Source organism: Vibrio sp. 10N.261.54.A5 (assembly GCF_041471145.1).
Classification (GTDB): domain Bacteria; phylum Pseudomonadota; class Gammaproteobacteria; order Enterobacterales; family Vibrionaceae; genus Vibrio; species Vibrio crassostreae_C.
Window position 1 is genome coordinate 25,649 of the sequence record NZ_JBFRNU010000032.1, and the last position, 24,158, is coordinate 49,806.

19 protein-coding genes are annotated in these 24,158 nt (G+C 46.6%); 11 read left to right on the plus strand and 8 right to left on the minus strand.

What is annotated here, in order from left to right:
* The first annotated feature begins 6 nt into the window (after window positions 1–6).
* Entirely contained in the window at window positions 7–1,347 is a 1,341-nt protein-coding gene (locus AB4329_RS10090; protein WP_372138209.1) for an MFS transporter, read from the plus strand.
* 267 nt (window positions 1,348–1,614) lie between these two features.
* Window positions 1,615–2,820: a mannose-6-phosphate isomerase, class I gene (manA, locus tag AB4329_RS10095; protein WP_372138210.1), complete on the plus strand. Its 1,206-nt coding sequence runs from the start codon at window positions 1,615–1,617 to the stop codon at window positions 2,818–2,820.
* Here manA and AB4329_RS10100 read toward each other — a convergent pair.
* The 4 genes from AB4329_RS10100 to AB4329_RS10115 all read right to left on the minus strand — a co-directional run bounded on the left by AB4329_RS10100 (window position 2,817) and on the right by AB4329_RS10115 (window position 6,349).
* Entirely contained in the window at window positions 2,817–3,341 is a 525-nt protein-coding gene (locus AB4329_RS10100; protein ID WP_102321382.1) for an N-acetyltransferase, read from the minus strand. The genes manA and AB4329_RS10100 overlap by 4 nt on opposite strands.
* Before the next feature lie 96 nt (window positions 3,342–3,437).
* Entirely contained in the window at window positions 3,438–3,695 is a 258-nt protein-coding gene (locus AB4329_RS10105; RefSeq protein ID WP_009846137.1) for a YdcH family protein, read from the minus strand.
* 201 nt (window positions 3,696–3,896) lie between these two features.
* The gene (locus tag AB4329_RS10110) at window positions 3,897–4,886 is read right to left on the minus strand and encodes a rhodanese-related sulfurtransferase (RefSeq protein ID WP_017067892.1); all 990 of its coding nucleotides are present in this window, start codon (window positions 4,884–4,886) and stop codon (window positions 3,897–3,899) included.
* Between the two features lie 314 nt (window positions 4,887–5,200).
* Entirely contained in the window at window positions 5,201–6,349 is a 1,149-nt protein-coding gene (locus AB4329_RS10115; RefSeq protein WP_372138212.1) for a PLP-dependent aminotransferase family protein, read from the minus strand.
* A gap of 115 nt (window positions 6,350–6,464) precedes the next feature.
* Here AB4329_RS10115 and AB4329_RS10120 point away from each other — a divergent pair, with 115 nt between their 5' ends.
* From AB4329_RS10120 to AB4329_RS10150, 7 genes are all read left to right on the plus strand, one after another.
* On the plus strand, window positions 6,465–7,334 hold the full coding sequence (locus AB4329_RS10120) for a GyrI-like domain-containing protein (protein ID WP_017061552.1): 870 nt from the start codon (window positions 6,465–6,467) through the stop codon (window positions 7,332–7,334).
* 209 nt (window positions 7,335–7,543) lie between these two features.
* Window positions 7,544–8,881 carry an MATE family efflux transporter gene (locus tag AB4329_RS10125; protein ID WP_372082920.1) on the plus strand — a complete coding sequence of 446 codons (1,338 nt, stop codon included), beginning with the start codon at window positions 7,544–7,546 and terminating at the stop codon, window positions 8,879–8,881.
* Between the two features lie 234 nt (window positions 8,882–9,115).
* Entirely contained in the window at window positions 9,116–9,874 is a 759-nt protein-coding gene (locus AB4329_RS10130) for an ATP-binding cassette domain-containing protein (RefSeq protein ID WP_372138214.1), read from the plus strand.
* Window positions 9,871–10,722 (plus strand): ABC transporter ATP-binding protein, encoded by an 852-nt coding sequence (locus AB4329_RS10135; RefSeq protein ID WP_372138216.1) that lies wholly within the window; start codon window positions 9,871–9,873, stop codon window positions 10,720–10,722. Before AB4329_RS10130 ends, AB4329_RS10135 begins: the two co-directional genes overlap by 4 nt.
* Before the next feature lie 48 nt (window positions 10,723–10,770).
* Entirely contained in the window at window positions 10,771–12,282 is a 1,512-nt protein-coding gene (locus tag AB4329_RS10140; RefSeq protein ID WP_372138217.1) for an ABC transporter substrate-binding protein, read from the plus strand.
* A 4-nt stretch (window positions 12,283–12,286) separates the two neighbouring features.
* Window positions 12,287–14,023, plus strand: coding sequence for an ABC transporter permease subunit (locus tag AB4329_RS10145; protein WP_372138218.1), 1,737 nt, complete (start codon window positions 12,287–12,289; stop codon window positions 14,021–14,023).
* A gap of 152 nt (window positions 14,024–14,175) precedes the next feature.
* On the plus strand, window positions 14,176–14,418 hold the full coding sequence (locus AB4329_RS10150; RefSeq protein ID WP_102561851.1) for a hypothetical protein: 243 nt from the start codon (window positions 14,176–14,178) through the stop codon (window positions 14,416–14,418).
* Between the two features lie 134 nt (window positions 14,419–14,552).
* Here the strand turns inward: AB4329_RS10150 and AB4329_RS10155 are convergent, their stop codons facing one another.
* The 3 genes from AB4329_RS10155 to AB4329_RS10165 all read right to left on the minus strand — a co-directional run bounded on the left by AB4329_RS10155 (window position 14,553) and on the right by AB4329_RS10165 (window position 20,606).
* Window positions 14,553–17,408, minus strand: coding sequence for an FAD-binding and (Fe-S)-binding domain-containing protein (locus tag AB4329_RS10155; protein ID WP_372138232.1), 2,856 nt, complete (start codon window positions 17,406–17,408; stop codon window positions 14,553–14,555).
* Between the two features lie 162 nt (window positions 17,409–17,570).
* Complete coding sequence (gene lldD, locus AB4329_RS10160) at window positions 17,571–18,710, minus strand: FMN-dependent L-lactate dehydrogenase LldD (RefSeq protein WP_048663885.1); 1,140 nt, start codon at window positions 18,708–18,710, stop codon at window positions 17,571–17,573.
* 201 nt (window positions 18,711–18,911) lie between these two features.
* Complete coding sequence (locus AB4329_RS10165; protein WP_065583580.1) at window positions 18,912–20,606, minus strand: L-lactate permease; 1,695 nt, start codon at window positions 20,604–20,606, stop codon at window positions 18,912–18,914.
* A 234-nt stretch (window positions 20,607–20,840) separates the two neighbouring features.
* Here AB4329_RS10165 and AB4329_RS10170 point away from each other — a divergent pair, with 234 nt between their 5' ends.
* Together AB4329_RS10170 and AB4329_RS10175 are read left to right on the plus strand one after the other, a co-directional pair.
* A complete protein-coding gene (locus AB4329_RS10170) occupies window positions 20,841–21,758 on the plus strand; it encodes a LysR family transcriptional regulator (protein WP_372126525.1) in 918 nt (305 codons plus the stop codon).
* A gap of 11 nt (window positions 21,759–21,769) precedes the next feature.
* Window positions 21,770–23,830, plus strand: coding sequence for a prolyl oligopeptidase family protein (locus AB4329_RS10175; RefSeq protein WP_372138220.1), 2,061 nt, complete (start codon window positions 21,770–21,772; stop codon window positions 23,828–23,830).
* A gap of 29 nt (window positions 23,831–23,859) precedes the next feature.
* Here AB4329_RS10175 and AB4329_RS10180 read toward each other — a convergent pair whose 3' ends face one another.
* Window positions 23,860–24,150 carry a hypothetical protein gene (locus tag AB4329_RS10180; RefSeq protein ID WP_102398452.1) on the minus strand — a complete coding sequence of 97 codons (291 nt, stop codon included), beginning with the start codon at window positions 24,148–24,150 and terminating at the stop codon, window positions 23,860–23,862.
* Between the last annotated feature and the right edge of the window lie 8 nt (window positions 24,151–24,158).

Below are 24,158 nucleotides of genomic sequence, written 5' to 3' on the forward strand. Positions count from 1 at the left end.
ACGAATATGTTTGGATTTCTGCGCTCAACAACGTCAGAGAGTGATGCTCTAACTGATGATGAGGTCAATCAGAGTTATCGCTATTGGCGCCTTCACATCATGATAGGAATGTATGTCGGCTATGCGGGTTTTTACTTCACTCGTAAAACCTTTAATTACGCCGCGCCTGCAATGATCACCGATCTAGGTTTGGACAAAGGCGATATCGGCTTAATTGGCACGCTCTTTTATCTTTCTTATGGCTTATCGAAATTTATCTCAGGTACGATATCGGATCGGTCGAACCCTCGTTACTTCATGGGGCTTGGCCTAATCGCGACTGGTCTGATAAACATCGCGTTTGGCTTTTCGAGTTCGTTAGCGGCTTTTATCTCGCTTTGGGTGCTTAATGCATGGTTCCAAGGTTGGGGCTGGCCATCGTGTTCTAAGTTATTGACGACTTGGTATTCTCGCTCCGAAAGAGGCTTTCGCTGGGCTATATGGAATACAGCACACAACGTTGGTGGGGCGCTCATTCCTATTCTCGTGGGTTATCTAACGCTGCAATTCAGTTGGCGAGTTGGGTTTATCTGGCCAGGTGTGATTGGTGTATTTATCGGTCTTATCGTTTGCTGGCGCTTACGTGACAAGCCCACCACCATGGGACTCCCGACGGTAGGGAAGTGGCGCAGTGACCATCTAGAGTTGGCGCAAGAGAACCATGGACAAGGGTTAAGCTATCGAGAAATATTGAAAACCTATGTGTTCAGCAATAAGTACATTTGGTTGCTCGCCTTTAGCTATGTGCTGGTTTACATCGTAAGAACGGCGGTTAACGACTGGGGTAACTTATACTTAACCGAAGAACACAATTACAGTTTGATAAACGCCAACGCTGCCTTGTCTCTGTTTGAGATTGGCGGTTTCGTTGGTTCACTTGTTGCTGGGTGGGGCTCGGATAGGCTGTTTGGTGGCAACCGCGGTCCAATGAATATTTTGTTTGCCATCGGCATATTTCTTTCAGTTTCTGCATTGTGGTTGATGCCTTTAACCAATTTTGTGTTTCAAGCGGCTGGGCTGTTTTGTGTCGGCTTTTTTGTTTTTGGTCCTCAAATGCTTATTGGCATGGCGGCGGCCGAGTGCTCGCATAAAGACTCTGCCGGGGCGGCAACCGGCTTTGTGGGCTTGTTTGCTTACATGGGTGCAGCTCTCTCTGGTTACCCATTAGCGCTCGTTCTAGAAACTTATGGCTGGAGTGGGTTCTTCATTACCATCTCGACTTGTGCTGCGGTCATCGGGTTACTGCTACTGCCTTTCCTACAAGCTCAATCACCTCAGAAAAGTGCAGAGGTTCGCTCTGGCTTTTAAGGGGCTTCTTCGTCAATAAGATAGCTGCTAATAGTCCTCTGGTTATTGTGCAGCTATCCTATCTTCAGCGTTTTTTATACGTAGCATTCAAATGTGACTCTTTTCACGCTTTTCATCGATCTCACCTGTTTCTAAGAATTTTTCCTATTGCGTCTAAGACCTCATCTCATGTGGGTTCTAGCTGCTCTCTGTAGTCTTTCTAATTATTTACGTTATTAGAAATCAGCTCTCTGAATTGTGTTCAAAGGGCTCACTACGGAAAACGCCATGTCACTCAGCCACTTCTCAGAACACTCATTTTTCCCAATGGAAAACACCATCCAAAATTATGCATGGGGGAGCATTTCTTCGATACGTGAACTGTTTGGCTTTGAGAATGAGTCACAAGAGCCGCAAGCGGAAGTTTGGATGGGAGCGCATCCGAAGGGTTGCTCAATGGTTAAGCTGGACCAACATTTGGTGCCTCTATCTGAATTGATTAACAAGAATAAACCCGCTTATCTATCAAGCGATATTGCGCAGGAGTTCGGTGAGCTACCGTTCTTGTTTAAGATCTTGGCTGCAGAAAAAGCGTTGTCTGTTCAGGTTCACCCAAACAAGCACCAAGCTGAAATTAGCTTTGCTAGAGAAGAGCAAGCAAGAATCCCCCTAAACGTAGGGCACCGTAATTACAAAGACTCTAACCACAAACCTGAATTGGTTTACGCGATCACTGAATACCAAGCGATGAATGGCTTTCGAGAGTTCGAGGAAATATTAGGTCTGTTCAAAAAGTTGGATTCGAGCGAACTGGCTGGTTTGGTTGAAGAGTTTGGTAACAATCTTGATTCTCTAGGCTTAGAAGTATTTTTCCGTGATCTGTTAACTCTAGATGACCAACGTAAACACCGTGCATTAGAGCAACTTCTGACTTACGCAGCATCTCATCAAGACCAAGCTGAGTTTGCTTTGGTTACTGAGCTTAGCCACCAGTACACGAACGATATCGGACTATTTTGTGTTCTGCTGCTTAACTTGATCACACTGAAGCCAGGTGAAGCTATGTATTTGAATGCGAACACTCCGCATGCTTACATTAAGGGAACCGGGCTTGAGATTATGGCAAATTCAGACAACGTGCTCCGAGCCGGTTTAACGCCAAAACACATTGATGTCGCTGAGTTAGTCGCCTGCACAAAATTCACGCCAATTCCGTTCGAACGCTTGTTGTTAGCACCTTCAAAGTTAGGTCAATGTGATCGCTATGATATCCCAGTTAGTGACTTTGATTTCAATATTTTTCATCGCCCAAAGCAAGAAGAAGTCATCACAAGCGGTGCTGAAATTTTAATGGCGATAGATGATGATTTAACGTTAATGAGTCAGAAAGGTGAACACCTAACACTCACCAAAGGGCAATCGGTATTTATCCCAGCTTATATTGGTCATTATGTACTGAGCAGTAATGGGCGAGTGGCTAGGGCGTTTAATTAGAGATGGTGTTTGTGGTATAGATTGAGCTCCATCCCCACAAAATCATCATCTCCTTCATCAACAACGTGATAGCCAAGCGATTGATAAAAGTTAATAGCACGAGCATTACTTTTAAAACTCGATAGAGTGACTTGACTAAGTTGCTCTGCCATAGCTTTTTTATGTATGAGAGTCATGACTTGCTTGCCAAGCGAACGACCTTGGTACTGGGGGGAAATGATCAGCAAATGAATATGGTATGCGTTGTCATAAGGTTTAAAGCAGGCGAGCCCCACTCTTTTATTTTCGCGATATACCCAATGAAACCAAGATGGATGGTATTCGTTTAAAAGTCGTTGACGTTGAAAGTCGTCATCCCAGCCGAAAACGCTATCTACGTGTATGAAGATACCTTGTTTAACACACGCAAACAGTTCATCGAATTCAGAATTTGAAGCGAGTTGGAGTTGTATGTTCTCTTCTTTCATTGCCACTTTTACCGCTTCCTTATCAAACGCCTTTGAATAAGCAAACAGTAACATAATTGAAGAAGCCGAATTAGCTTAGATTTGCGAAGTGATGAAACCAAAAAGCCATGCGTGATGCATGGCTAAGAATAAAGTCTTGGATTGATTTTTCTATACGATCTTAAGCGCGTGATGGCGCGTGAGCTGTTTGTGTAGCGAGTCTTTGAGCTCCATGCGTTCTACTTTGAGGTTGTGCATGCTGTCGTCATCGATAGGGCTGCCAGAGATTTCTAGCTGACGGATGTCGTAGTCGAGTTGGTGGTATTTCTGCATGTCTGCTTTGAATTTTTCGTCGTCGTGGTTGAGCTGAACAATGTCTAATTTAAGATCTGGGAAATCTAAGATAAAGGCATGGTTTTCATTGAGCATTGGCACTTCCTCTCTAGTCGAATTATTAACAGTATAGAAGTAATTTTTCGAAAGAAATGTGGTTCAAAACACAAAGCCGTAAAGCGATCAAAAAAGGGCGTAAACTCGTAGGATTATCCTCGAACTTGCGCCCTTTTGTATGTATATAGCTAACTATTTATAGTTATATGTTTAGAACTATAAGAGTTTAAAGCAGAAAGTTTACTTTGCTTTCTTACCAGAGCGTTGCTGCTCTTTGTGTGCAAGCTTCTCTTTTTTGCGTTGCTCGATAAGGTGAGCAGCTTCGCCGCCTACGTGGGTTTCGCCACGAGCATTCGACAGTTGAACTTGCTTTTCACGTTCACGGAAACGGGCTTTCTGCTCGTCGCTGTGCTTATCAATACACTTAGGGCAGCTTACGCCTTTCTCGAAGTGTTTAGAGGCTTTGTCTTCGTCAGTGATTGGCAGGCGACACGCGTTACACACATCGTAACCGCTCTTTTCTAGCTGGTGGTTTACTGCAACACGACCATCAAATACGTAGCAGTCGCCTTCCCACATGCTCTCTTCTTCTGGTACTTCCTCTAGGTACTTAAGAATGCCGCCTTCAAGGTGGTAAACCTCATCAAAGCCTTGCTCTTTCATGTAGGCTGTTGATTTTTCGCAACGAATACCGCCAGTACAGAACATCGCGACTTTCTTGTGTTTCTTAGGATCAAGGTTGTCTTCAACGTACTGAGGGAACTCACGGAAGGTTTCTGTGTTTGGGTTTACGGCATTTTTGAAGGTGCCGATGTCCACTTCGTAGTCGTTACGAGTATCAACCAGAATCACATCAGGATCAGAGATCAATGCGTTCCACTCGTTTGGTTTCACGTAAGTGCCAACAACATGGCGTGGGTCGATGCCCTCAATGCCCATGGTTACGATCTCTTTCTTAAGCTTAACCTTGGTGCGGTTGAATGGTTGTTCTTCGTTGAACGACTCTTTGTAAACAACATCAGCCAAACGAGAATCTTGTTTGAACCATTGAAGAAGAGCGTCGATAGATTCGCGCTTACCTGCAACGGTGCCGTTGATACCTTCACTCGCAAGTAGCAAAGTACCGCGGATTTGGTTGGCTTCTAACACGTCAGTGAGTGGCTGGCGAATTTCTTGGTAATCATCAAGTGCTACGAATTTATACAGAGCACATACAACATATTGAGACATGGTTTTTCCTTTCTGCGAGCTGGAACGTAAATCCAGAGCGGTTGCCTTTTATGATACATACTGAGTTTGATTTACTCAGGTTTGCCCATATTGGCTTATTAAAATCCGCCGCAGTATAACCAAGCCAAGGAAGGACAAAAACCAACCAAAAGTAGGGCTATTTAGCATTGTTATTAGTGTGGCTTTTGGACTAAGAAATGCAATGAAACCGTTTTATCTGGTTCGAATTACAACACGTATTCCCAAACCAAAAAGGCCCTGCTGTAAAAATACATCAGGGCCTTGGTATTGAATCTGTCTGACTTAATCAGCGATTACGCTTGGTTAAGTACTTCCGCTAAGCGTTTCACCGCTTCTGTTAATTCTTCTGGGTTGGCGTTAGTGAAGTTTAAGCGCAGTGCGGCTTTTGCTTCATCGGCCTTTGGATAAAATACTGGGCTTGGTACAACCGCCACACCATTCGATAGCAAAGTCTTAGCTAATTCGAAGGTATCGCACTCTGGGATTTCTACCCAAATGAACATCCCGCCATCTACGGCTTTTAACACGCAATCTGCAGGCAGTTGTTTTTTTAGCTCTGAGAACAACACTTCATAACGAGACTTGTACAGTGTGCGAATGTTTTCCATATGTACGTTGAAGTCTTCATGTTTTAGAAGACCGACAAGCAGCGCTTGCATGGGTACACTTGAGTGCAAGTCAGCGCCTTGTTTCACTTTGATCAGTGGCTCAAGGTAGCTGCGTTTGCCTGTTACCGCGCCAATACGTAGGCCTGGCGATGCAATCTTAGAGAATGAACGAAGAACGATAGAGTTATCAGGGCAGAACGAAGAAACCAATGGCAGTTCCGTACCAGTGAAACGTAGCTCACGGTATGGAGCATCTTCAATGAAGGCTACGTTGTATTTGATACACAGCTCAGCCACTTTTTGACGAGTTTCTGTTGCCCAGCACACGCCGGTTGGGTTGTGGAAATCAGGCACGGCATAGAACATTTTTGGCGCTTGCTCGGCAAAGCACGTTTCCAGTTCATCTAGGTTCGGGCCAAATTCAGTTTGAGACACGGTAGCGATGTTTGCTTGAACTAGGCCAAACACCTGCATCGCACCTAGGTAGCTTGGCGCTTCCATCACAACCACATCACCCGGGTCAACATACGCACGCGCAATCAAATCCAAACCTTGCTGAGAACCTGTACAGATCATGGCCGTGTGTGACTCTGGCAATTGGTAGCTTTGTGTTAGGTGATCAAGCAACGGGCCGTAACCGGCAGTAGAACCGTATTGGAAAACTTCAGGCATGTTCGCTAGGTTTTCTAGCGTTGGCTTCATTAAATCGATAGGGAATGTTTTCTCGTCCGGTAAACCACCGGCCAATGAGATGACATTTGGATCACTTGCGGCTGCGAGGATCTCCCGAATGTATGAAGATTGAATCTGTTGTAATGACTGTGCGATTTCCATGTGTTGTGTCTCGTCGTTTATCGTTTTTATTCTATCGCTTGATATTACACGGCAATTGTAAAAACTAGCGTGTCCGTTTATGCTCTTAAACATGTCCATTTATGCTATTTAAACGATGTCACGTCAACACATATCGCGAATCAATGATGTCCTGTTCCATATTCACCAAGACATCAGTCAGCCTTTGTCTGCCAAAGAGTTATCTGAGATAGCGGCCTATTCAGAACAGCACTTTCATCGCACCTTCAAAAGTGTGGTCGGGGAATCGTTGCATCAATACATCCGACGAACTCGAATGGAGTATGCAGCCAACCAATTGATGTTTGATACCAGTTCGTCAGTGGTCGAGATCGCCCATAAATGTGGCTTTAGCTCGGTGTCTTCGTTTAGTCGAGCATTTAAAGCGACCTTTAATATGTCTCCGGGCGAGTGGCGTAAACACGATTTACAAGTAGCAGAAAAACCCTATTTGAAAGATCCCGAAGTGGCGGCGGGCTATTTGAATGTGGCGCAGCGAGTATTGCCCGAACCCAAGATCGTTGAAGTGCCTGAACGCATGGCGGCCTATGTTCGACATACGGGTTATAACCGCTCTATTCGCAATGCGTGGTTGATATTGAAAGCGTGGGCGAATTCCGAACAGCGTGATTTTTCGAGCCAATTTGGTTTGCATCACTCAAACCCTGCTTGGGTTGAAATGGATCAGTGTCGTTATGTCGCGTGTATCGCGATTGATGAGCCGATTAAGTATCGCAGTGTCGTGAACCAGATGGTGATTCCCGGTGGTTTGCATGCCGTGTTTCGACTGAATGGTCGCTATGGTGAGCTGCTACCACAGATCAGTATGGTGTTAGAAAAGTGGCTACCCACATCTGGTTTCAAACAGCGCTCGACTCCCGCGTATGTGCATTATCATCAGAATCATTTTCTCAACACCGATGAAGTGTTCGAACTCGATTTCTACCTTCCCGTGAGCTTTTACTAATCGATGGTTGTGCTGTTTTGTTGAACCAGACTTTGATCTTTTGTTGAGACAAATTAGCACAACCAATAGCAGCTAACGATTTTATGCAGTTGGCCTAAGATAAAGATGCTTTGTTGATAATCTACTCTAAGTAAATGATGACAACGTACGGATTAAACGATAGCATTTCGTTCTAATTGCAAATAGTTCTTAATATCACCCGATAGAATATGACCATTACCCACAAAGATTATCTGAAAATCGCTTTCCCTTTCATCATCTCAACGGTGACACAACCTCTGTTAGGTGCTGTGGATACCGCTGTTATTGGCCAACTTGGTATTGCTGAATTGATTGGTGGCGTAGCGATCGGCACCATCATTATGAACACCATGTATTGGTTGTTTGGTTTTTTCCGTGTCAGTACCACGGGCCAAAGTGCGATGGCACTGGGTAAGGGAAACCGCACTGATTTGGCGGGTAGCTTGATGCGTCCGTTTGTGCTGTCTGGTTTAGTGGGTTTGATCTTTATCTTGATACAACCACTCATCTGGCAAGGCGCAATGTGGGTGATAGAGCCTGAAGCCAATGTAGCCGAGCACGCGCATATCTACTTCAGTATTTTGATTTATGGCGCGCCTTTCGTGTTGCTTAACTACACCATTATTGGTTGGTTAATGGGACAGGCGAAAGCCAAAGACGTTCTTTATACACAAGTGTTTGGTAATGTGTTGAACATTGTCTTGGATGCGGTGTTTGTACTTTATTTCGATTTGGGTGTCGCAGGTGTGGCTTACGCAAGTTTGATTGCACAAGTTACCACCTTTGCGATTGGTGTGACCTTGGTGATGAAGACCAGCAATATTTCGATCTCTGAGTTCTTGCAAGGCTCGAAGATGACCAAGAAAGACCTATCGACAATCATCTCTTCGAATACCGATCTATTGCTTCGCACCATTTGTATCTTGGTGTTCTTCAACATGATGGCGCGTACTGGCTCTAAACTGGGTACCGATGTTCTAGCGGCTAACGCGATCTTGATGCAGGTGACCTTCATTGTCAGCTATATGTTTGATGGTATTGCCAACGCATCGAGTGTGTTTGCAGGTAAGGCGGTAGGACAGAAGAACCCTTCAATGCTTGATCGTGTTTTAAGGCTTAACTTCCAATGGACGGCAGGTTTCATTGCTGCGCTGACGCTTTTAACCCTGATATTCAAAGACATGATTGTTTTCTTGTTTACCGATATTCCAGCGCTGGTCACGCTGTACCAAGAGATGGCCCCGTGGCTGATTGTGTTCCCGCTAGTGGCTGGCTTTGGCTTAACGGTTTACGGCATCTTTACCGGAACGGGAACCACGCGTCCGGTTAGAGACTCAAGCATCGTGACTTTGTTGGTATTCTTAGCGGTACAGGCATTCACCGTCGATATTTGGGGTAATCATGGTTTGTGGTTGGCGTTTACTCTGTTCTATCTTGGGCGTATTGCGTTCCTGTATCCGTTCATCGCACAAGTTAAGCAGAAGTGTTACCCAGTCGAAGATACCGCTCATGGTGCCATTAACTAAGTAACCTAATCACCACCTGTAATATTTTATGAAAGCGCTTTACTATTTTTACACGATAAATTTAGTGAGTGCTTTTTTGTATCGGTAAAAATCACCTCGAAGGGTCAACACGCCCTAATGAAAATTGGTCAATCAAACAGCAAATAAAGTGCGATGCAGTTCAATGTTCTCTTTTCATCATGTCGGCTAAATGATAGAGTTGTTATGTTATAACATCTATATGTGAGTATCTGCGTGAACACCCCACTTTTGTCTGTTGACCACCTAACGATCAAAACCTCTTCGAGAACCCTTTTCCAAGATATCCACTTCGATGTTTATGGAGGTGAGCTGTTGGCGATCATGGGACCGTCAGGCATTGGTAAGTCGATGCTTTCACGTGCGATTGCGGGTTTTCTGCCAGAAACGGTCGAGGTTGAAGGTCATATTTCTCTGTCTGGTGAAGCGGTATGTGGTTTGCCTATGTTGCAAAGAACCGCAGCACAACGACCTGCGGTTATCTTCCAAGATGCGCTTCAAGCTTTGAACCCTCTGGTTTCAATAGAAGGTCAACTCTGCCTTGCCTTGACGGGAACTCGCACTAAGCTTAAATCAAAAGAAAAAATTCAAATTACCGAGTTGCTGAATCAACTTGGTTTTCCTAACCCTGAAACCATCTTGCCGTTATATCCGAGCCAAATTTCGGGAGGGCAACGTCAACGGATTTGTATTGCGATTGGCTTGCTGAGTAACGCCGATCTCATCATCGCCGATGAACCAACCAGCGCATTAGATCCGGTGACAGAGCAAGAGATACTTAAGCTGATTCGAGACAATGTTAAACAGCGACAAATCGGTGGCTTGTTGATTACTCATGACCTGCACAGCGCATTGGCGTGTGACAAGTTGTTGGTCATCGATGATGGTGGAGTGGTGGCTTACGGCGCACCAAAACACGCGCTTGAATCAAGCTCTCACGCTTTCTGTTGTTCATTGAGGGACTTAATCGAATGAGCCCGACCTTACCACTAAATTCAGAAGTCTCGCCGTTAATGCCAGTGATAGATTCAGAAACACAAACACCGATCGAGATTAAGTTCGAGAATGTCGGAGTTCATTATTACTCAGTGCCAAGTTGGCTGGGTGGTAAGGCGTTCAAAGCGCTACAGAACATCGACCTCAATGTTGAAGACAAAAGCTTAGCCATTGTTGGCCGTTCTGGTGCCGGAAAATCGACACTGATTGAGCTGTTATTTGGCCTAAAATCACCGACTGTTGGCCGAATCAGCCTATTTGGCCATTCGCTGCCGATTCGCAATAGCAAAACGCAGGCAAGGGTGTGTCGCTTGATCCAGTTGGTACCACAAGAGCCTCATACCAGTCTCAACCCTTACTATACCGTTCGACAGATCTTAGCCGAACCGCTAAGCAACTTAGACGTTTCTGGTAATCATGAAAGCATTATTGAAGAGACGCTATTGGACGTGGGCTTACCTGCCACTTTGTTATCACTGAAACCGAATCAACTTTCTACAGGCCAAGCTCAACGTGTGGCTATCGCTCGGGCTCTTGTCGTTAGACCCGCAGTGTTGGTGGCCGATGAGCCGACTGCCAGCCTTGATCCTGTGAACCGTCAAAGGTTGCTGGATTTACTTAACTCACTGAAAAATAAGCGCGACATGCGAATCGTTTTGGTGACGCATGATCTCGGTGCGGCAAAGGCGCTTTGTGAAGAAATTCTGGTTCTTGACCATGGCGAGATGGTGGAGCATGGACCGACACCTCAAGTGATGAGCACACCTGCTCATCCTGCGACTCAGATGCTGATCGAGTCTCAGCCTCTTTCGAAATCTACTTGTTAAACACAACCTTATTTATTAAAAAAATACAGCGACAGAGAAAAAATAATTATGCGTTTTAATTCAATCAAACTGGCTTGCACGCTTGCGTTGGCTCTGCCTTTGACGGGCTGTTTTGACTCTCAACCAGGGTCTAGCGATGCCGCAGTAAAATCTGAAATTCGAGTTGCGATGATGCAACCACCAAGAACGGGCCTATCGCCACTTTCTGATGACGCGTTCAAACTATCACGTTGGAGCACGGCTGAAACGTTAGTGAACTTGAGCCCAACCTCAGAAGCAGAACCAATGCTAGCGACTGATTGGAAACATCTTGATCCTCTGACTTGGCAGTTCACGATTCGCCAAGGCGTTAAATTCCACGATGGCTCTACATTAACAGCAGAATCCGTAGTGAACTCTTTGCAGAAAGCGCTTGAGGCTGCACCTAAGCCACGCATTCTAGATGGTGTCGATCTCGAAGTGAAAGCGATGGACAACTACCGCGTAGAGATCAAGACCAGCTTTGATGACCCTCTTTTACCAAGCCGTTTATCAAGCCCTCAATTAGCGATTCTTGCAGCAAGTGCTTACCAAGAAGATGGCCGTGTTAGCCCAATGGGTGCTGGTACGGGCCCGTTTGAGTTGACTGAAATTAACGGTACAACCAGCGCGAAGCTAAAACGTTTCGATGGCTACTGGGGTGAAAAAGCGCAAGTTGAATCTGTGATTGCAGAATACGTCCCTAACGGTTTTGCTCGCGCTGCAGCTCTAAGAACAGGTACAGCAGACATCGTTGAAGCAGTACCCGTTTCACAAATCGCGACCATTGATCCGAACCTACTTTACGAAGTGGTAATGCCTCGTACTAATACGCTTTACCTGAACAACAAGTCAGGCGTATTTAGCGATATTGAACTGCGTAAGGTAGCGGCAGCTGCAGTAGACCGTGAGCAGATCGTGAATACTGTTTATGAAAACCACGCGGATATCGCGCAAGGCCTATTAGGTCCTGCACTTGCTTGGGCTGAACCAATTCGACCTGAAGGTCAGGCAGTTGACAAAACGCTAAAAGCGAACGGCGAAAGCATTGTTATTGGTACCTTTACCGACCGTGCAGAGCTTCCAGAAGTGGCAGCGCTACTGAAGCAACAACTTGAAGCGGCTGGTTTCAAGGTTGAGCTGGATATTCGTGAATATGCTCAGATCGAGAACGATGCGCTATCTGGTAAGTTTGACGCGTTTATCCTTTCTCGTGCAACGGTTCTAGATTCGGGTGACCCAGTGGCTTACATGATGAGCGACTTTGGTTGTAAGGGTTCATTCAACCTTGGCCAGTTCTGTTCTCAAGAGGTAGATAAAGCACTGAATCACGCTGACCTACAACCGCTAGGTGCGCTGCGTCACCAAGCGATCATCGAAGCTGAACAAAAAATCCTTAACGATTTCGCGGCTATCCCGCTGCTTCACGAACGTGTGATTCAAGGTGAAAGTGAGCGTGTAAGCAATGTCGTTCGTGACCCAAGTGAACGTCGCTTGGTTGATCAAACGACACAAGTTAACCCGGCAACACAGGCTAACTAAATAAATGTTATCTGCTGAGACTCTGCGTCGAACTCTATTTATCTTGACGCCTTGGCTATCAAGAATCGCCTCACTGATTGTGGTGGTGACTCTTGTTGGTTTGATGCCTGACATTGCAGGCATCGATCCAAGCCAATCTATTCTGCGGGCTAGGGCGGGGCAACAACACCTGCTTACGCCTGAAGCTTTAGCGGCGGTACGCGCTGATCTTCAGCTTGACCGTTCAGCTATTGAGCGCCTGCTCGACTGGGTAGGAAGTGCTTTTTCAGGTGATCTAGGTGAATCATGGATTGATGGTTCCTCGGTTGCATTAAGCATTCAAAAAACAGCATCTACGTCTCTGTTTTTGATGTCTAGCGCATTGGTGATGACTTTCGTACTGTGTGGTGCAGGCCTGCTTGCCACCTTACGCAGTTGGAAGAAGGGCAAGCTGGGGCAGAGCTACAGCAGTTTAAGTACGGTATTAATATCGTTGCCAGAGTACGTAGTGGCCTCGGTATTAATATTGGTGTTCTCTATCTGGTTAGGTTGGCTACCACCGTATGGTTGGCAAGGTTGGCAAGATGTCTGGCTACCGAGTTTAGCGCTCGCACTGCCTGCAAGTGGCTTGTTTAGTCGCCTACTCAGAGACAGTTTACAACGCGTTCTCAATGAACCTTGGGTGATCACTTGGCTCAGTGCCAACGTTCATTCCAATCAAATTATTCGCTTTGCGCTGAAAAGAGCGCTGAGCAGTCTGATCCCGCAAATCGCGATGATCGTGATTGGCTTAACTGGTGGCGCAGTCGCGGTTGAGCTTATCTTCTCGATCCCTGGTATCGGGCGCATGATTCTTGGTGCAGCCAAGGCGCAAGACTTACCAACGCTGCAAGGCGGCTTATTGGTGTTGCTGCTATTTTCAATTGCCGTGAGCAGCATGAGCTTGTTTGTTCAGCAATTGATTCTTGGCCACAGCCTGAAAAGCGGCAAGCTCATCAGTAGCCACTCTTCGTTTCGTTTTACCCAGAACCGCGCAAAGCGTGTCACTGCTTTTGCGATCTTCTCTTTCCTAATTGCTATCGTTGTATGGGCTGCATTCCGAGACCCATACACTAGCCAATTCGCACGCTTGGCATCACCGAGTTGGCAAGCACCTTTGGGCGCAGATGGCATTGGTCGAGACCTACTGGCGAGAATTGGTTCTGGTATGATTGCGACCTTCCAAGCCGGCATATTGGCAACGTTCTTGAGCTTGGTGACGGGCATCATCATGGGTTTCAACACCCGCTTTAGCCAAGGCCTTATCGAGATCACTAAGGGTATCCCATACATCATTGCAGGCTTGCTTGTTGCAGGCTTAACGGGGATGAATCCGAACAGCGCATTAATCGCGATTGTATTGGTGTCGTGGGCGCCGCTAGCTGCACACTGCTCAAGCTTGATCGTAGAAGCCAAGGCTCAACCTTATACACACCTCGCGCCACTATGGGGCACCAGTAAGCTTAGAATCTTCCGTTTCTACTTGCTTCCGTATGTGTTGCCACCGTTGTTAAGACACGCGATGTTGAGGCTACCGGTTATCACTCTAAGTCTGACCTCGCTGAGCTTCATCGGATTAGGGGCAAAGCCACCAACACCTGAATGGGGTTTGATGATCGCAGAGAACCTTCCATACATTGAGCGCGCGCCATTAGCAGTCATGGGGCCAATTGTTGGGCTGATCTTGTTGGGTGCAGCCATTAACTTGATGTTTGATGACTAACGTAAAGATCCGGTCGCTGAGGTTTCTAAATTGACGATCCGATTGGGTATTCGATTTAGCATTTATGTTGTAACCTTAGCCCTGCTTTTTAGAGACGCTTTTTGATCGGCTCGAAAGTTAAACAGGCCCTAGTTAAGTGTAAAGGATTCAACATGTATCTCGTTTTGTATTGCCACAATATTGGTATGACCGACTTTTCTTTCTTTGAGACGGAAGATTTCGATAAGGAAGATGGCTATATCGTGCGAGGCAAATGGCCGAACGAGAAAGCGTTCCGTGATTACTTAACCAAAGAGTTTGGGGATATGAGCGAGTTCCAAGTGATTGACCTAATCGCCAAAGGTGCAGAGGCAGAACACTACTCGCCAGAAGAGTTGATGCGCTTAGCTCAATAACATAAGGCTCTGTAGCTCTCGCTTAATAGCATTTATTTCAATAATATATTTCAGCCGAATAAAGAAATGGCAGCCTGATTGGGCTGCCATTTTTCGTTTTAAACTAGAGCACATTGCTCGCAGTATGAGTGAAGCTACTGCGCCACTTCGTCCACCAAGTACAAGATTGATTGATACGGAATGCCACTGTAGTGCGACAAACCGATCTCACAGGTTCGGCTGTTACTGAAACCACGAGTACAGTTGCTCGGTACTTGTTCTTTAAGTGGGTGGACTGCCGCTTCATTTAGTTCTGGCGTAGTGAAGCCTTTGTCACCCGCCCAGCCACAACATTGAATATGCTCTGGAACAATCACTTCTTCGGTACAGGCTTTAGCGAGGTTTAGCATCGCACTTTCTAAGCCCATTCGGCGAGAGCTACAAGTGACATGCAGCATTACGGTTTCTTTCAGTGGCTCAAGCGTCAGGTGCTCTAGCAAGTATTGATTCACAAACCCTGTCGGCTCTAGCACCTCTAATGGCTTGGTGAACTGCTCAATACTGCGTTTGGCGCACGGACTGGTGTCCATCAGTACCGGGTATTCACCCTGACGACTGGCTTGCCATAGCACTTCTTCCAACTGCTGAGCCTTCGACTGTGCTAAGTCGGTCATTCCTTTGCTGTCGTAAGGCATACCACAGCATTGGTCATCTAGCTTCTTCGGTAGAATTACCTCGAATCCTGCCTTGTTGAGCAAAGACATGGTCACTTCAGTAAGAGGACGTTGGTCGCCCGCATCACTTTGTTGCCCCATGGTTCGACTGGCACACGAAGGGAGGTAAACCACTTTCTTCGCGTTGTTCGATGTTTCGGCTGTCATTGGTGAAGCCGTGAGGGAGTGATTGTTGGATTGCGGCATCTCTGGCATCCAAATCGGTGTCGCGCCTTTGGTCACTGAGCGTAGGCCATTGGTAAGCTTGCCGACCGTGTTGGCGCCCAGAACCTTACTCGCCACTTGGTTGGTTTTGAGGCCAGCCTTGGTCAGCTTAGTGGTGGTCGAGAAATGATCCGCTGTCCACTTAGCGATTGGTGTGAACTTCTCATACTTGGCAACACGAAGCTTCTTCACTAAGTCACCCGTATTAATGCCTACCGGACAGCGCTCAGCACACAGGCCTGTTGCCGCGCAGGTATCAATGCCTTGGTATTCGAAGGTTTTCTCTAGTTCACTGGCTTCTATCTCTTCACCTGCAGCTCGGCGGCGTTGCAGCTCTCGGTACAACACAATACGTTGGCGTGGTGATAAGGTCAGTGTGCGAGATGGGCAGACAGGCTCACAGAATCCACACTCAATACAGCGATCGACAAGGTCGTCGGCAGCGGGCATTGGTTTTAAGTCTGTGATATGGGAGTTTGGATTGTCGTTGATGATAACGCCGGGGTTGAGCAGCCTTTCTGGGTCAAACAGCGCTTTGATCTGTTGCATCAAGGCATAGCCATCTTTGCCCCATTCCAATTCCACATAAGGTGCCATGTTTCGGCCCGTGCCGTGTTCCGCTTTCAGTGAACCTTGATACTTCACTGCAACTAGCTCGGCAACGTCATCCATGAAACCGCCGTAACGGTCGATCTCTTCTTGGCTGTCGAAGCCTTGGGTAAACACAAAATGAAGGTTGCCTTCGAGTGCATGGCCGAAAATGATCGCTTCGCTGTAGTCGTATTTATCGAACAACTCTTGCAGCTCTCGAATACCGTTAGCCAGGTTTTCAACAGGGAAAGCCACGTCTTCGATGATAACGGTTGTGCCAACTTCACGAACGGCCCCAACCGCAGGGAACATGCCTTTTCGAATGCCCCACAGGGTTGCAACAGTCTTTGGATCGGACGTAAAAGGGACCGATTCAACAATCGTGTAATCAGCCAATGCATCCAAAATTGACTTACATTGTAAATCTAAGTCCTGCTGAGAGCTGGCGTGTGATTCCACCAAAATAGCCGCCGCTTCTAAATCTAGGTTTGGCATAAACGCAGGCATACCCGGTTTATCCGCGACAGAACGTAGCGCCCTGCCATCCATTAACTCAACAGCAGCAACCGGAGTTTTAGATAGCGTAGTCACAGCTTTACTGGCTTGTTCTATGTCAGCAAACACCAACAGAGTCGAGGCTTTGTTTGGATGTTCGATAACCGTGTTATAGGTAATCTCAGCAATGAAACCTAGTGTGCCTTCTGAGCCAATCATCAGGTGTTTTATGATCTCAATTGGGTCGTGGTAATCGACCAATGCATTCAGAGCGTAGCCGGTGGTGTTTTTAAGACGGTACTTGTGGCGGATTCTGTCTGCCAGTTCTTGATTTGAGCTAGTCTGTCTGTGTAAATCAATAATGCCTTCAAACAACGTTTTGTGTGATTGCTTGAAAGCTTCAACGCTGGCGTTATCTGCCGTATCAAGCAGGGAACCATCACTCAATACGATTTTCATGCTCTCGACGGTGCGATAGGAGTTTTGCGCAGTACCACAACACATACCGCTGGCGTTGTTCGCGGCAATACCGCCAATTTTACAGGTGTTGATAGAGGCTGGGTCTGGGCCGATTTTACGTTGGAAAGGGGCGAGGTATTTGTTGGCATCTGCGCCAATTACACCGGGCTGAAGAATGATTTGATTGCCGTTGTCGACAATTTCATGGCCACGCCAGTCGTCGGTCAGTGTGATGAGTACCGAGTCTGAAACCGCTTGTCCTGACAGGCTGGTGCCTGCAGCGCGGAAGGTAAAGTGAATGCCGAGTTCGCGACAGCTTTGAATGGTGAATATCACTTCGTCTAAGTTTTTAAGCCTTAGAACCATTTTCGGCACCAAGCGATAAAAACTCGCATCGGTGCCGTAGGCCAATCGCTTTGCCTCTTGCGTGACAATGCGTTCCGTTTCTATTTTTTGAGCCAGTATCGCTTCAAGCTGCTGATAAGCTTGTGCGTCTATTACTCGCTCATGGGATGTGTTTGTCTCCATCATTGCTTCCTTGTGCTTCTTATTTGGCACTGATTTGTTTTTATATTATTTTCCAGTGCTTAAACGGTGTCACAACGGCAGTGGAATTGCTGTGACACCGATTGAACTTCAGTCTAAGTAGACCAAAGCATTAGTCTGAACCTAAATCAGAATCGTGGCCGCTTAATCTAGCCCCACCAAAGATTCACGAGTTAAGTCTTTGATTGTCTTCGCGCCTGTTAATGTCATGGCAACGCGCATCTCTTTATCGTAAAGATCGAGCAGGTTCTCAACACCTGCTTGTCCTTGCGCTGCTAACGCGTAAACGAAAGAGCGGCCAAGCAAGGTGCAGTCTGCGCCCATCGCCATCATGCGAACTACATCTAAGCCAGTACGAATACCAGAGTCGACCAGAATCTTGGTGTCGCCTTTTACCGCATCTGCAATCGCAGGCAGTGCTTTAGCACTTGATAGAACACCATCTAGCTGACGACCGCCGTGGTTTGAAACTACGATACCGTCTGCGCCAAATCTCACGGCGTCTTTTGCATCTTCTTCATCAAGAATGCCTTTGATAACCATTGGGCCATCCCAGAAGTCACGGATCCACTCTAGGTCTTTCCATGAAATAGACGGGTCGAAGTTATCACCTAACCAACCGATGTAGTCTTCCAGTTTGGTTGGAGAGCCGCGGTAAGTAGAGATGTTGCCTAGGTCGTGTGGTTTACCCAGTAAGCCGACATCAACTGCCCAGCTAGGATGACGCATAGATTGGAATACGCGGCGTACTGCTGCATTTGGACCACTCATTCCTGAGTGCATGTCACGGTAGCGAGCGCCGGGTACGGGCATATCCACGGTGAAGACCAGTGTTGTGACGCCAGCGGCTTTAGCGCGTTCAAGAACGTTCTTCATGAAGCCACGGTCTTTTAACACGTAAAGTTGGAACCACATTGGGCGTTCAATCTTAGGTGCAACTTCTTCAATCGGACATACCGACACGGTCGACATGGTAAAAGGGATGCCTTTGTTGTCGGCGGCTTTTGCTGCTTGTACTTCACCGCGTCTTGCGTACATACCCGTTAAACCAACAGGCGCCAGTGCGATTGGCATCGCTAGCTTCTCGCCAAATAGTTCGGTTTCCAAATTTAGGTCCGACATGTCGTTGAGTACGCGTTGTTTTAGCGCAATCTCAGCTAGGTCAGCCGTGTTGCGACGTAGGGTATGTTCTCCGTAAGAGCCACCATCAATGTAGTGGAAAAGAAACGGTGGTAATTTCGCTTTTGCTGCGGCGCGGTAATCAGTCGATGCGGATATGATCATAATTTCAGTCCTAAATTCTTGGGATGTTGCTCTTCTTTGAGAGCTTGGTTTGGGCTGCTTTAATTCGGGAAAATGGCGTTAATACCCATGGGTGTTGATGTGCTCTAGTATCCATCCCGGAACTCATCAACTGTCTTATTAGACGGTGTCGCTGTCGGGGAATTGAGTATTAACGCCAAGTGCTTTTGAACGACTTATGGTTTACATAAGTGCGTCGGTCATTTTGAATCCGTAGATAACCACTAGGCCGATGATGCCTGTCATCACCAAGTAGTAGAACGTTGGAATGATTGTCTTACGTAGGGTTGCACCTTCGCGTCCTAGCAAGCCAACAGTTGCTGATGCCGCTACCACGTTGTGAATCGCAATCATGTTACCTGCTGCTGCACCAACGGCTTGTAGAGCAACAACCACCGCACTAGAGATAGTCAGAGTCTGCGCTACTTCGAATTGGAACTGGCTGAACATCATGTTTGAAACTGTGTTCGAACCTGCAATGAAGGCACCTAACGCACCAACCGTTGCACTCAATGCTGGGAATGCGCTACCAACGAGGTCAGCTGCGAAGTTTGCCGTGGTTACGGGCATACTTGCTAAATCTGCGCCGTTCACACCAGAGTTAATGAAGATACGAACCATTGGGATGGTGAACACCAACACAAAGCCTGCGCCAATCAGAGTCTTGCTCGATTCACCGAAGGCTTTAGCCAGTGGCGTTGCGCTGCGAGATTGCATGAGAACAGCAACCAGCGCGACGAAGACCAAGATACCGCCCGGTAGATACAGAGGCTGAATCGCAGTGCTCACACCGGTTTCACCAAGGATGTTGCTGAACGATAGGCTAACGCTCTTCAGTAGGCCTTTGAATTCAGGGCTCACGCGGCTCGCAACCAAGGTCACCGCTAGCAGCACGTATGGTGCCCATGCCATCGCCATGCTCATCTTCTTATGGCCTTGATTGTTGTCGTCAAGGTCGATTTTCAGAGAACCTAGCCATTCTGCAGGCCACTTGTCTTCGCTCTCAAAATCCCATTTTGATTTAGGTACTAGGAAGCCGCGTTTTGCTGCTGTTACAACAATCGCAAGGCCAACCAAACCACCAATCAGTGATGGGAACTCAGCACCTAGGAAAACACCCGTTAGTGCGTAAGGAATGGTGAAAGCGGCACCTGCGAACAGTGCGAATGGCAGGATATCAAGACCTTCAGTCCAGCTTTTGTTCTTACCGAAGAAGCGAGTCAGCATCATCGCCATCAATACAGGAATCATCACACCAACGCAGGCGTGGATGATCGCAACACTTGATGTGATCTGTTGTAGGTAAGCATCCCATGTTGAACCATTGGCAATCAGGCTTTCACCGATGTTGTGCGTATCCAAACCTTTGTTTACGCCAACAATGATAGGTGTACCAACCGCGCCAAACGATACCGGCGTAGATTGAATCATCATGCCCATCAGTACCGCAGCTAATGCTGGGAAGCCGATTGCAACGAGTAAGGGAGCGGCGATTGCAGCGGGTGTGCCGAAGCCAGATGCGCCCTCAATGAATGAACCGAAACACCAAGCAATGATGATTGCTTGAACACGACGGTCAGCGGATATATCAGTGAATCCGTTGCGGATGGTGGTGATAGCTCCGGTGTGTTTCAAAGTGTTTAATAAGAAGATGGCGCCGAACACAATCCAGAGAACCGACACTGTAATGCCGAAGCCTTGGAATACAGAAGCCAGCACGCGAGTGCCAGACATGTCCCAAGCAAGTAGGGCGATAGCAACGGTTAAGGCAAATGCCACAGGCATCGCTTTTTTTGCAGGCCAGTTAAGGCCAACCAGCAGAATCGCTGCAACAACTATTGGTGAAAATGCCAATAGGGCTAGTAGAGTTTCACTCATGGGTACTTCCTCGTACTGTTTTCAAACGTTCATGTTTGAAGTAAAGATCACGTTATGGTTTGTCATTATTTGAATCGCTTTGGCCTCTAAACGGGAACCTTCTTTAGGCGAATCTTGTAATTGGAATGACTGTTTTTGTAATTGTTTTGTTAATTTGGCGTGAATTTACCCCTTTATTTTTTATTGATATAGGGAAATAATGAAAATAATTAATTCCAAAATTGGCATAATCAGATGCGAGCAGACGATTTGATCCTGTTTTCACAGGTGGTAGAACTAGGCAGCTTCAGTAAGGTGGCAGAGCAAAATAACCTTACAAATTCGGTAGTTAGTAAAAGAATTGCGCGTTTAGAGGAAGAGATTGGCGTGCAATTATTATATCGAACCACGCGTAAATTGACCTTGACTGAGGCGGGCAAGGCAATGTTACACGGGGCCAAAAATGTGAAGCAGGCAGCTCAAGAGGCTATGGACGCAGTTTCAGGCTATGGTGAAAATGTCAGTGGTCATATCAAAATGTCAGTGCCTACTATCTCCGGAGATTTGATTCTCGCAGACGCTGTGGCCGAGTTTTGTAATATGCACCCAGGTTTAACGGTCGATATGTCTCTGAATAATCGCTTTGTCGACTTGGTTGAGGATGGTCTCGATTTGGTGATTCGAACCGGCTACTTGGAAGATTCAAGCCTCATTGCTCGTCATATATTGGATTCACAATGGGTGGTGTGCGCTTCGCCGTCTTATATTGCTAAGAACGGTAAGCCGATGCTGCCTAAAGATTTAGTGCAGCACAATTGCTTGCAATACGCCTATCAAACAACGGGTGCTAGCGAATGGCAGTTTCTGCATAGTAAAGATGGCTGTACCGACAATGACAAATATATCGTGCGTGTTGCGGGCTCTTTTTCGACTGACAATGCGACCGCGTTAAGAAAAGCGGCGCTGGGTGGGCATGGTGTGGCGTACGTACCACGTTGTCTGGTTTATCACGACATTCGCAATGGTCAGCTGGTGGATATCTTCCCTGATTTGGTAGGCAAAAAGTTGGGAATTTATGCGGTGTACCCTTTTACTCGCCAGCCACCAAACAAGATTAAGTTATTGATTGAACATATCAGAACGCGCTACTTGACGATTTCTCACTATTTTTAATAAGGATCACGATGAGCTATTTAAAAGAGTATCCATATCCAATCACCAATAAACAGATCGTCAGCGATGACTACTTTGGTCAGATAATCGAAGACCCATATCGTTGGCTAGAAGACGACAGAAGTGACGAGACCGCGAAGTGGGTGGCGAGTCAAAACGCAATCACGTTTGATTACCTCGCTCAAATCCCGTATCGCGCAGAACTGCGAGAGCGATTAGCGAAAGCGCAAGACTACAAAAAGAGCTCACAGCCGTTTGTGCGAGGTGATTACACCTATTTCTATAAGAATGATGGACTGCAGAATCACAGTATTCTTTATCGTCAGAAAGAAGGTCAGTCGATTGAAGTATTCCTAGATCCGAATACCTTCTCGGAAGACGGCACCACATCTCTAGGCTCGGTGTCGTTTTCTAAAGACTACAGCTTAGTGGCGTACAGCATTTCTGAAGGTGGTAGCGACTGGCGCAAGATCTTCGTGATTGATACCGAGACTAAACAGCAGCTTGAAGCCGAAATCACTGACGCCAAATTTACTGGTATTTCTTGGTTGGGTAATCGCGGCTTTTATTACTCTAGTTACGACAAGCCAGACGGCAGTGAACTCTCTGCTCGTACTGAGCAACACAAGCTGTACTTCCATGAGTTGGGTACAGAGCAAGCTAGCGACAAAGTTATCTTTGGTGAGAACAACGCTGAGCAGCACCGCTATGTATCAGGCTATACCACCGAAGACGACCGTTACTTGATCATTCTAGGGCGAGAGTCGACATCGGGTAATAGACTGTTCTATATCGATTTAAACTCACCAGAACAACAGCTGAACACGCTGATTGATCATGTGGATAGCGACATTTATCTCATCGATAACCAAGATGAGACCTTCATTCTATATACGAATCTTGATGCGCCTAATGGCAAGGTGGTGAGCTTTGGTACTCGCGATGGGAAATGGCTCGAAATCATCCCTGAAAAGCCACAGCCATTGGATATCAGCACGGGTGGTGGCCACTTGTTTGCTCACTACATGGTGGATGTGGTGTCTAAGATTGAGCAGTTGGATTACCAAGGTAACCTAGTTCGTGAAATTCATTTGCCTGGGCTGGGAACGGCCAGTGGCTTAGGTGGAAAAAACGAGCAAACTCAGCTTTATTACACCTTTACCAACTATGTAACGCCGCCAACGATTTTCTCTTTCGATGTCGAATCAGGCAATTCTGAAATCTACCAACGCTCTGAGTCTCCGTTTGAGTCGGATCAATTTGAGTCTAAACAAGTCTTCTATACCTCGAAGGATGGCACCAAGGTTCCGATGCTTATCTCTTATAAGAAGGGATTAGTGTTAGATGGCAATAATCCTACCATGTTGTACGCCTATGGTGGCTTTAACGTTAGCCTAACGCCTTCTTTCTCGGGCACGGTTGGCAGTTGGCTAGAACTGGGTGGCGTATATGCGGTGCCGAACCTGCGTGGCGGTGGTGAGTATGGTAAGGCGTGGCACAAAGCGGGAACTCAGCAGAAAAAGCAGAATGTCTTTGACGACTTCATTGCTGCTGCCGAGTTCTTAATTGAAGAAAACTACACCAGTAGCGATAAGTTGGCGATTCGCGGCGGTTCTAACGGAGGCTTGCTGGTAGGAGCTTGTATGACACAAAAGCCTGAGCTGTTCCAAGTGGCTCTGCCTGCTGTTGGGGTGTTGGACATGTTGCGTTACCACACATTCACGTCTGGCGAAGGGTGGGCGTACGACTATGGCACATCCGCGCAGAACAGAGAGATGTTCGAATATCTGCTTGGCTATTCTCCGGTTCATAATGTGGTGCGTGGCACGGATTATCCAGCAACATTGGTGACGACCGCTGATCACGATGACCGCGTAGTACCGGCTCACTCTTATAAGTTCATCTCAGAGCTGCAAGATAAGCATGAAGGTAGTGCGCCCGTGATGATTCGTATTGACGTAAATGCAGGGCATGGTGCTGGAATGCCATTGAGTAAAGCGATCGATCTCACTGCAGATATCTACGCATTTACCTTGTTCAATATGGGGATTGAGTCCCTAGATTCACTTTAGCGAATACTTGATTTTAGATAACTGGGTATTTAACTCAGACCAAAAAGCCTCAAAATCTGCCTTAGATTTTGAGGCTTTTCATATATATGAAAATCAATCAAGTTCACACCTCGTTCTCTTTGCTTTTCGACACCCTTTTCCGTGATAGCCGCCACCATTACTGATGAAATGAAAGCGATTTCAAGCTGATATTTTACGCATTTTTCACTATAACCTGTTGATCTAAAGTCAGTAGTTTTAGTCATGGATTTTCTAAAAGTTTCATGGCATTTAAGCTGATTTATCAGTGTGAACAGCGACCAACTTTTCAACTCTTTCATTGCTTAAT